Genomic DNA, 9153 nt, shown 5'->3' on the forward strand with positions numbered 1-9153 from the left:
CGTTTTAACGAGGCCGTTGACGGTCAAACGGTCTTCGGGTTTACTGACGCCGCGAACCAATCAGCGATGAAGCACAAAAGCATGGAGTGCAGGCTTCAACCTGCGTCCGAGATTTTGCACACAGGCTGAAGCCTGCACCCCATGCTTTTGTGCGCGAGAGTTGTAGCCAAACCCAAAGGAGTTTTCGCAATGAGTGAAGCAGTCCCACAAGCTAAGCCGCCCGATCATCTAAACGACATCGGCGTGCTCAAACGCCGCGAGATCGAAGCGCGCATCGTCGCGCCTTTGCTGCAAGCCTTGGGCGAACGCTTCGGACGTGCGGAAGTCCTGGCGCTTGCGCGCGAGGTCATTGTCAACGTCGCGCGCGCGCAGGGCGGGGAACTGGCGCAAACAATGGCGGGCAACGGCCTGACACAATTGGCTGGTTCGCTCGCCGCCTGGCAAAAAGATGATGCGATGCAGATGCAGGTGTTGGCGCAGAACGAGGAAGAGTTTGCGTTTAACGTTACGCGTTGCCGTTACGCTGAAATGTATCGCGCGCTGGGTTTGGAAGAGTTGGGCGCGTTGCTCTCGTGCAATCGCGATGCGGCGTTGATCGAGGGCTTTAATCCGCAGGTTGAATTGACGCGCACGCAAACGTTGCTGCAAGGCGCGCCGCATTGCGATTTCCGCTATCGGGTGAAAGCAGGTGAAGAACGATGACGCGACGCGCGGGCAAATTGCTGTTGAGCCTTTGGCTGCTGAGCCTGCCTGGGTACGCAGCGCTTCCAGCGTGCGGGCTTGAAACCGGAGCGATTAGTGCCGGAGGGTCGTCCTTCGGCAGCAGTCTGTCACATGCCACGCCCGCACGCTGGGAAGCGTGCGTACCCAGGGACGGCGCGCGGCTTTATCAAATCCACTGCGCCGCCTGCCACGGCCCGCACGGCGAAGGGGCACAAGGGCCGACGCTGGCGACGGCAACGCTGGCGCGCGCCTCGACCGAAGAGTTGTTACTGAAAATCATCAAAGACGGCCTGCCCGGCACTGAGATGCCCGGCTCGCGGTTGGACAGCGCTGAACTCAAGCAACTGGCCGACTTTGTGCTGGCGCTCGGCAAGCTGCCGCTCGAAACGGTCACGGGCAATGCCGAACGCGGCGCGCAGCTTTATTCTGGCAAAGGCGACTGCGCGCAATGCCACGCGCTCAATGGCCGTGGCAGCGCCTTCGGCCCTGATTTGACGGGCATCGGCCTGAAGCGTGGCGCGGCGCATCTGCGGCAATCGTTGCTCGATCCGGCTGCCGACGTGCCCAAGAGCTTTGCGCAATACCGGCCCGGCACAAGCTTGCCAGAAAACTATGTGCAGGTGCGGCTCCTCACGCGCGCGGGCCGTCGCCTCAGCGGTGTGCGCGTCAACGAAGACACGTTCTCGATTCAGGTACGCACTCTGGATGGTCGCGTGCATTCGTTTTTCAAAGAGGAGTTGAAAGCGTTGCACAAAGATTGGGGCAAATCCTTGATGCCCAGCTATCGGGGCGCGTTTTCGGAAAGCGAACTGGAAGATGTCGTGGCTTTTCTGGTTTCTTTGAAAGGCGAACGATGAGAAGTCTGTTGTTGTTGTTATTGCTGACCCCAGCCGCCTTCGGCCAGGTTTCTTACGACCGCCTTCGCCAAGCCAGCACGGAGCCGGGCAATTGGCTGACCTATTCGGGCAACTATCAGGGCTGGCGCTATTCAGCGTTGCGACAAATCAATACGACCAACATTGCGCGCTTGAAACCGGCCTGGGTCTATCAGATTCGTGAACCGGGCAAAGTCGAAATGACGCCCCTGGCGGTGGACGGTGTGCTGTACATCACCGAAAAAGCGCACGTCGTGACGGCGCTCGATGGCCGCACGGGTCGCCCGTTGTGGACGTATCGCCGTCCGCCGCCGCCCAATGCGCGCGGCTGTTGCGGCACGCCGAATCGCGGCTTGGCCGTGTTGGATGACACGCTATTTTTGTGCACGTTTGACGCGCATCTGGTCGCGCTGGACATGCACACAGGCAAGCCGCGCTGGGAGGTGGTCGTCGCCGATGACAAACTCGGTTACACGATGACCGGCGCGCCGCTCGTAGTGAAAGACAAAGTCATCGTCGGCATCGCGGGTGGCGAATACGGCATTCGCGGTTTCCTGGACGCCTACGACGCCAAGACCGGCGCGCGTGTCTGGCGGTTTTGGACGGTGCCAGGGCCGGGCGAACCTGGGCACGAAACCTGGGCGGGCGAGAGTTGGCGCACCGGCGGTGCGCCGACCTGGGTGACGGGTTCGTATGATCCGGATTTGAATTTGTTGTACTGGGGCACGGGCAACCCCGCGCCCGATTGGAACGGCGACGAGCGCGCGGGTGACAATTTGTATTCCGAGTGTTTGCTGGCGCTCGACGCCGACACCGGCAAACTGAAGTGGCATTTTCAATTCACGCCGCACGATGTGTATGACTGGGATGCGAATCAGGTGCCGGTGCTGATTGACAGTGTGGTCAAAGGCCAGCGGCGCAAACTGGTCGTGACGGCCAATCGCAACGGCTTCTATTACGTGCTGGATCGCGTGACCGGCGCATTCCTGAGCGGTACGCCTTACATCAAACAAACCTGGGCGGATGGCCTGGATGCACGCGGGTGCCCGCGCCGCCGCGCTGACGCGGAGCCTACGCCAGCGGGCACGCTGGTCTATCCGGGTTTGGGTGGCGGGACGAATTGGTATAGCCCTTCGTACAGCCCGCTGACCAAACTGTTTTACGTGCTGGCGCGCGAAAACCATCCGCAAGTGTTTTACAAAGTCGCGACGCCCTATCACCCCGGCGAATTGTTTGAAGGCGGCGGCGCGCGCGATCTGGCAGGCAACGAACCGTATGGCGCAGTGAAGGCGCTGGACGCGGTGAGCGGCAAACAGCGCTGGGAATTCAAACTGCACGCGCCTGCGCTGACAGGCTTGCTGGCGACAGCGGGCGGGCTGGTGTTTGGCGGCAGCGTCGAAGGCTATTTTTACGCGTTAGACGCGGTGACCGGGCGACCGTTGTGGCGCTTCCAAACCGGCGCACAAATCGTGGCCAATCCCGTCAGTTTTTTGGTGCGGGGGAAACAGTATGTAGCGATTACGGCGGGACTCTCGTTTTTTGTGTTTGCGTTGTAAAGGCTGTATGTCAGTCACCTGCGCGTGCTCGCCCCCCGGTGCCTCCCGAGGCTTTCTTTTAGATCGGTTTTCATTTCAGTTTACGGGAAAAGAGCCGCGCCGCGAGACGGTACCGCGCGCGTGAGCAAGCGGAGCCTGCGCGATGCGGCCAATGACGTCAGCTTGACGCGCCGCTTGCTCACGCGCGCGGTACCGTCCCGGCACAAGCTGCTCCCGTAAAGGCGATTGCAAACCGCTCTAGTGGCTTTCTTTTGCTTGAAAGCTATGGCCCCACTCGAAACCGGTTGTTGCCACGTGCGAGAAACCCCTGCCAGCCGGTTCCCGTTTTCCATTCAGCCGTTCGCGGTCCTTTCATGTCCGGGCGCTTCGTTTGCGCCACTACCCTGGCTTCACTACAATTCCGGATTCGTCAATCAGACTAAATCTTATCTGTAATGAACCACATGGCAATCCAGCAAATCACCGTGCGCGGCGCGCGCCAACACAATCTCAAAAACATCTCGCTCACCATCCCCCGCAACCAACTGACCGTCGTCACCGGCCTGAGCGGCTCCGGCAAATCCTCGCTCGCCTTTGACACGATTTACGCCGAGGGGCAGCGCCGCTACGTCGAATCGTTGTCGGCGTATGCGCGGCAATTTCTCGAACAACTGGAAAAGCCCGATGTGGATGCGGTGGAAGGGCTGTCACCCGCGATTTCCATCGAACAGAAAACCACCAGCCGCAGCCCGCGTTCGACCGTCGGCACCGTCACCGAAGTTTACGATTACCTGCGCCTGCTATTTTCTTCGACCGGGCAGCCGCATTGCCATCAGTGCGGACGGCCCGTCTCGAAACAGACGACTGAGCAGATCATCCAGAGCGTCAAGGAATTGCCCACAGGCCAGCGCGTGATGATCCTGGCGCCCATCGTGCGCGGGCGTAAAGGCGAGTTCAAAAAGGAATTGGAAAAGCTGCTCAAAGCCGGTTTCACCCGCGCGCGCATTGACGGCGAGATGCGCACGCTGGATGACGATGACGAGCTCAAGCTGGACAAGCGCCGCAACCACACCATCGAGGTCATCGTGGATCGTCTGCTCATCAAAGCCGGCATCAGTCAGCGGCTGGAAGAATCCGTCCGCACGGCGACGCGGTTGACCGATGGCATCGTGGTGATCTCAATCGTGGACGGCGAAGAACGGCTCTATTCCGAAAAGATGGCCTGTGTCTATTGCAACATTTCGCTGCCGCAACTGGAACCACGTTCGTTCTCGTTCAACTCCTCGTTTGGCGCTTGCAAGGAATGCAATGGCCTGGGCACGACGCTCGAAATTGATCCGCGCAAGTTGGTGCTGGATGAGGCGCAGCCGCTCAATCAAATTCGTTTCGTCGGTGATGAAGACAAAGCCACCGACGCCTATTTGCGCGAAGCCCTTTTCGCCGTTGCGCGCCATTTCGATTTGCCCGAAGACACGCCCTTCGCCAAGTTGCCCAAGAAAGCCAAAGACGCCTTCTTCTTCGGTCTGGGCGGCAAAGAGAAAGGGGAGAAGCCTGAGAAGATCGAGTTCCGCTACGGCGAATACAAGTATCAAGCCGAGTGGAAGGGCGCGACTGCGTTTCTGCTCGACGCCATGAAAAAGCTGGCAGGCGATGCCGCGGCTTACGGTGAAAATTCGCGTACTGCGTTGGAAGCATTGATCTCGCCAATTACTTGCAAAACATGCAACGGGGCGCGACTGCAACCGGCTTCGCTGGCGGTCAAGCTGAATGGCCAATCCATCGCCGATTACGCGGCGCTGACGATTGAACACGCGCAAGCTGCCTTTGCCGATCTGAAACTCAATGCCCGCGAAGACCTCATCGGCGGGCGCATCTTGAAAGAAGTCCGTGAACGATTGGGGTTTCTGAACGCGGTCGGCTTGGGCTATTTGTCACTCGACCGCCCGTCGGCCTCATTGTCAGGCGGCGAGGGCCAACGCATTCGCCTAGCGACGCAAATCGGCTCGCAACTGCGCGGCGTGCTTTACGTGCTGGATGAGCCTTCGATTGGTTTGCATCCGCGCGACAATGAACGGCTGTTGCAAACGCTGGAACGCCTGCGCGACATCGGCAACACAGTGCTGGTGGTCGAACACGACGAAGAAACCATCCGCCGCGCCGATTACGTGCTGGATTTAGGCCCTGGCGCAGGCACACACGGCGGCTTGCTGGTCGCCGCTGGCACGCCGGATGAAATTGCCAAAGCCCCTGATTCGATCACCGGCCAATACATGTCCGGCGCGTTGCAAATCGCCGTACCGAAACAACGCCGCGCCCCGAATGGCAAAGCGTTGATCGTGCGCGGCGCGACCGAACACAATCTGAAAAATCTGGATGTCAGCTTCCCGCTCGGTTTGCTGACCGTCGTCACCGGCGTCTCCGGTTCCGGCAAATCCACGCTGGTCGAAGACATCCTGTACCGTGCGCTCGCCCGCAAAATCTATCGCAGCCTGGCTGAACCGGGCGCACACACCGCCATCGAAGGCCTCGAACACATAGACAAGATTATCGAGATTGATCAATCGCCGATTGGCCGCACGCCCCGCTCCAATCCAGCGACCTACACCGGCCTGTTCTCGCCGATTCGCGATCTGTTCTCAATGCTGCCCGAAAGCCGCGAACGCGGGTACAAGCCAGGCCGCTTTTCTTTCAACGTCAAAGGCGGACGCTGCGAAACCTGCCAGGGCGACGGGATGAAGTGCATCGAGATGAACTTCCTGCCCGACGTGTACGTGATGTGCGAAGTCTGCCGCGGCCAACGCTACAACCGCGAGACACTCGAAGTGCGCTTCCAAGGCAAGAGCATCGCCGAACTACTCGACACCACGGTCGAAGATGCGCTCGTACCGTTTGAAAATCACCCGCAGATCAAACAGAAGCTGCAAACGTTGTTTGAAGTCGGCCTCGGTTACGTCAAGCTCGGTCAATCGTCCACCACGCTGTCCGGCGGCGAGGCGCAACGCATCAAGCTGGCGAAGGAATTATCAAAACGCGCGACGGGCCGCACGGTCTACATTCTGGACGAGCCGACGACGGGGCTGCATTTTGAAGACGTGCGCAAGCTGCTCGACGTGCTGCAACGCCTGGTGGACTTGGGCAACACCGTCATCATCATCGAACACAACCTGGACGTGATGAAATCCGCCGACTGGCTGATTGACCTGGGGCCGGAAGGCGGCGCGGAGGGCGGGCGCATCGTGGCGGAAGGCACGCCGGAGTTGGTGGCGAAGCATAAGAAGTCGTATACGGGACAAGCGTTGCGGCCGCTGTTGAATGTAAATGGTAATGGCAAGCCATGAGCGATTGGCGTAACTTCGCTTGCAGCCAGGCTGGCCGCAACTGGTTTCTCTAGCGGTGCTGGATTCGACATAACCCAGCACCGCTAGAAGTGAAGCTGCCAGCTACCTAACCTCTTCAAGCTTGCCAGATTTCCAAGCGAAGGTATGTTCCTTGTCCTCCTCCTTCCATTTTGACTTAAAGATCGCTGTTCTTCCTGCTCCAGTGCTTATCATCTGAATTTGATGCCCAGTCACTTCAGCTATCTGGTTGAGGGTTGCTCCATCGAAGGAAAAAACCTGCAACTGAGCGCCGAGGCTGGCACCTTGGCTAGAAGTAACGATGATCTCAGGAAGGCCGTCTCCGTTTACATCAACAATGCCGAACGGGGCCGTGAAACGGTCATAGATGTTGGTGTAGACATAGCTCCCCGGCAACTTGGTCGAAGCAAGCTTTGCCAGTTTGCCATCTTCGGCAGCGAAAACCCCTAATTCGAGCAGCTCACTGCGCCCGCCAACTGAGTAAACCAATACGGTCAAGACGCGCCCGGTTTTGTCTAAAACCGCCACGCTTTTCGCCGCGCGGGTTTGCGTCTCGCCTACCGGAAAGGTGGCGATGGCGCTGCCTTTGGGCAGATAGGAGGCAAGTTGCTGTAACTCAATTTCGGAACTGCCGCTGAGTTGCCTGACTGGCTCGCTCGACGGGCTGGTCAGCTTGGGGTCATTTGGAAACGGCGGGGGCGGCAAGGGTCTCGGAGGCGGTGGCGGTGGCGGGATGGTTTGTTGCTGTCCAGCGGTCAGCGAGTCTCCCGCTGACTGCGCAACAGAGATGTCAGACAGTTGAACGGAAGCTCGACCGCTTGTTAAAGAGATGCTGTGTAGCAACGCGAATGCTGCGACCAAAGTGAGCCAACCAGAAGTTACTACCAGGAACAATTCAGATTTGTTCATAAGACCTGCTGGCGTGGTTTGAAAAGCAAGCGTGAAATCAGCAGACGGCAGAGCCGTAAACTCTATTGCCGAAAAATCAGGAAGTAGGAATAGATCAATGGGCAATGCCATTTTTCTTTCCTACTTCCTTTTTATCGCCTGACTTCGCTTAGTCAGAGCGTCTTTTCAGCGTAATATCCAGCTTATTGCTAGAGGTGATCAGCTTGAAGTCACGGTATGGCGCTGGCCCTTCCAGGCTAAACCCTCCAGCTACGCCGAAAACGGCAGGCAGCTTGGTTAGTATCCGTGGTGCAACCTCGGCGTCAAAAAATACCCAACGTCCCCCAGCTTTAATGCGTACTTTTTGCCCGGGGCGCAAGGTCTTGAGGCTTGACGGAATTGACGGTGAACCGACGATCCCGCGAAGAGCGACTAATTGATCCCCTTTACGCTCGTCAGGTGCGATGAGGTAGATGGAGCCTCGAATATCACCGGACCCAACCGGCTCGCCCTGATCAGCAGACCAAGGGATTACCACGTTTTCAGTGGTGATATTTTCCAACAGGATTTCATAGACAACCTCGTCACCCAATTGGTAGCTGGTCTTGTTCAAGCTTACCAAAGTGACTTTCAAGGGAATCACTTTCTTCTCATGGGAATGTCCGATGGTGAGTCCGCCGCCGCCAGCGCTGCCCGATTTTTTCTCTGATTTGAGCTTGACCTGTGTCAAATCAAGCACTTCTTCCGCTTGCTGCCGCCACGTTATTGGCCATAGCAATAACAGGCATAACCAGCTAACAAATTGTGTCTGCATGAATGCCCCCTGTTACGGACATGTTTGATAAGGGGCGAAGTTGATCTATTATTCTGTTTCTTCTTTTCAATGTTGCTGTCTCTCTATTGTCGTCTTTTTAGATCCAAGGTCAGCCTATTCGTGGAGACTGCCGGTTCATAGGGTAGGGCAAGAGCAGGATTCGAAAGGTTAAAATATGCCTGTACCTCAAACATGTGCGGTAACTTCGCTAGTACCCGTTTGGTTACGTCTGAGTCCGTGAACCACAAAATACCTGGAGTTCGAATTCTGACTGACTGTCCTGGTCGGAGTTTCTTCAGGCTATTAGGAAGAAGTTGTGAGCCATAAAGTGCTTGACCGGCGACAAGCTGATCGCCCGAAATCTCGTCTTTTATAACTAGGGAGAGAAAAGCATCTAGTACTCCATCAAGCTGTAAGTGATGGATGCTGAGAGCGCATCCGGGATGTAGGGCGGGATTAAATCCCGCCCTACATCCCTCATTTTCAGCTTGATGGAGTACTAGATAGCCAGGGGGGTATTTCTCTTCATTGGGTTTGACCTTACTCCAATCAGGCGACCAAGGGATTACCAGAATGTCCTTAGTGACATTTTTGAGCGCCACGTCGTAAATGATCCCGTCTCCAAGCTGACGATTATGCCCATCTAAGCTTAGCAAGGTAATATTGAGCGGGGCAAAATTCCGGGGCTGAGTCTGATGATTGCCAACGGCCACTCCTTTGCTTCCGCCTTTTACTTGCCCCCTGTGTTTATTAGGGAATTTAACTTTCGTCAAATCGAGAAAGTCATCGTTTTGACCCAAAGTTATAGATGTCGATAGCAAAAACGTAGTTGATTAGCGGCCTCTCTTGCCAAAATCAACTATTGAATTTAGATTGCCTGCCGCAATGAATCCCAATCTCACTCCTTCACGATTGAGTTATGAGCAACTGCTCGAACTGGTTCAGCAATTGATTGCTGAGAA

The 9153-nt window shown here is 56.9% G+C and carries 7 protein-coding genes; 4 read left to right on the forward strand and 3 right to left on the reverse strand.

The features are described from left to right. Nucleotides 1–243 precede the first annotated feature (243 nt). The 4 genes from HY011_11170 (at nt 244) to uvrA (ending at nt 6471) form a co-directional block, all read left to right on the forward strand. The gene (locus HY011_11170) at nt 244–702 is read left to right on the forward strand and encodes an L-2-amino-thiazoline-4-carboxylic acid hydrolase (GenBank protein MBI3423488.1); all 459 of its coding nucleotides are present in this window, start codon (nt 244–246) and stop codon (nt 700–702) included. Then, nucleotides 699–1580, forward strand: coding sequence for a c-type cytochrome (locus tag HY011_11175; protein ID MBI3423489.1), 882 nt, complete (start codon nt 699–701; stop codon nt 1578–1580). The genes HY011_11170 and HY011_11175 overlap by 4 nt, the downstream gene beginning before the upstream one ends. Continuing rightward, nucleotides 1577–3154, forward strand: coding sequence for a PQQ-dependent dehydrogenase, methanol/ethanol family (locus HY011_11180; protein MBI3423490.1), 1578 nt, complete (start codon nt 1577–1579; stop codon nt 3152–3154). The genes HY011_11175 and HY011_11180 overlap by 4 nt, the downstream gene beginning before the upstream one ends. A 443-nt stretch (nt 3155–3597) precedes the next feature. Continuing rightward, nucleotides 3598–6471, forward strand: coding sequence for an excinuclease ABC subunit UvrA (gene uvrA / locus HY011_11185; GenBank protein ID MBI3423491.1), 2874 nt, complete (start codon nt 3598–3600; stop codon nt 6469–6471). Between the two features lie 102 nt (nt 6472–6573). On the opposite strand, the gene HY011_11190 is transcribed toward uvrA, so the two are convergent. The 3 genes from HY011_11190 to HY011_11200 all read right to left on the reverse strand — a co-directional run bounded on the left by HY011_11190 (nt 6574) and on the right by HY011_11200 (nt 8964). Beyond that, nucleotides 6574–7509 carry a hypothetical protein gene (locus HY011_11190; GenBank protein MBI3423492.1) on the reverse strand — a complete coding sequence of 312 codons (936 nt, stop codon included), beginning with the start codon at nt 7507–7509 and terminating at the stop codon, nt 6574–6576. Nucleotides 7510–7546: 37 nt separating this feature from the next. Then, complete coding sequence (locus tag HY011_11195; protein ID MBI3423493.1) at nt 7547–8191, reverse strand: hypothetical protein; 645 nt, start codon at nt 8189–8191, stop codon at nt 7547–7549. Between the two features lie 83 nt (nt 8192–8274). After that, nucleotides 8275–8964, reverse strand: coding sequence for a hypothetical protein (locus HY011_11200; GenBank protein MBI3423494.1), 690 nt, complete (start codon nt 8962–8964; stop codon nt 8275–8277). Between the last annotated feature and the right edge of the window lie 189 nt (nt 8965–9153).

The organism is Acidobacteriota bacterium, from assembly GCA_016196035.1.
In the GTDB taxonomy this organism is placed as follows: Bacteria; Acidobacteriota; Blastocatellia; order RBC074; family RBC074; genus JACPYM01.

Excerpts from the sequence above, each read along its gene's own strand:
- HY011_11175 (MBI3423489.1), top strand. The coding sequence starts at position 699 with ATGACGCGACGCGCGGGCAAATTGCTGTTGAGCCTTTGGCTGCTGAGC.
- HY011_11180 (MBI3423490.1), top strand. The coding sequence starts at position 1,577 with ATGAGAAGTCTGTTGTTGTTGTTATTGCTGACCCCAGCCGCCTTCGGC.
- uvrA (MBI3423491.1), top strand. The coding sequence starts at position 3,598 with ATGGCAATCCAGCAAATCACCGTGCGCGGCGCGCGCCAACACAATCTC.
- HY011_11190 (MBI3423492.1), bottom strand. The coding sequence starts at position 7,509 with ATGGCATTGCCCATTGATCTATTCCTACTTCCTGATTTTTCGGCAATA.
- HY011_11195 (MBI3423493.1), bottom strand. The coding sequence starts at position 8,191 with ATGCAGACACAATTTGTTAGCTGGTTATGCCTGTTATTGCTATGGCCA.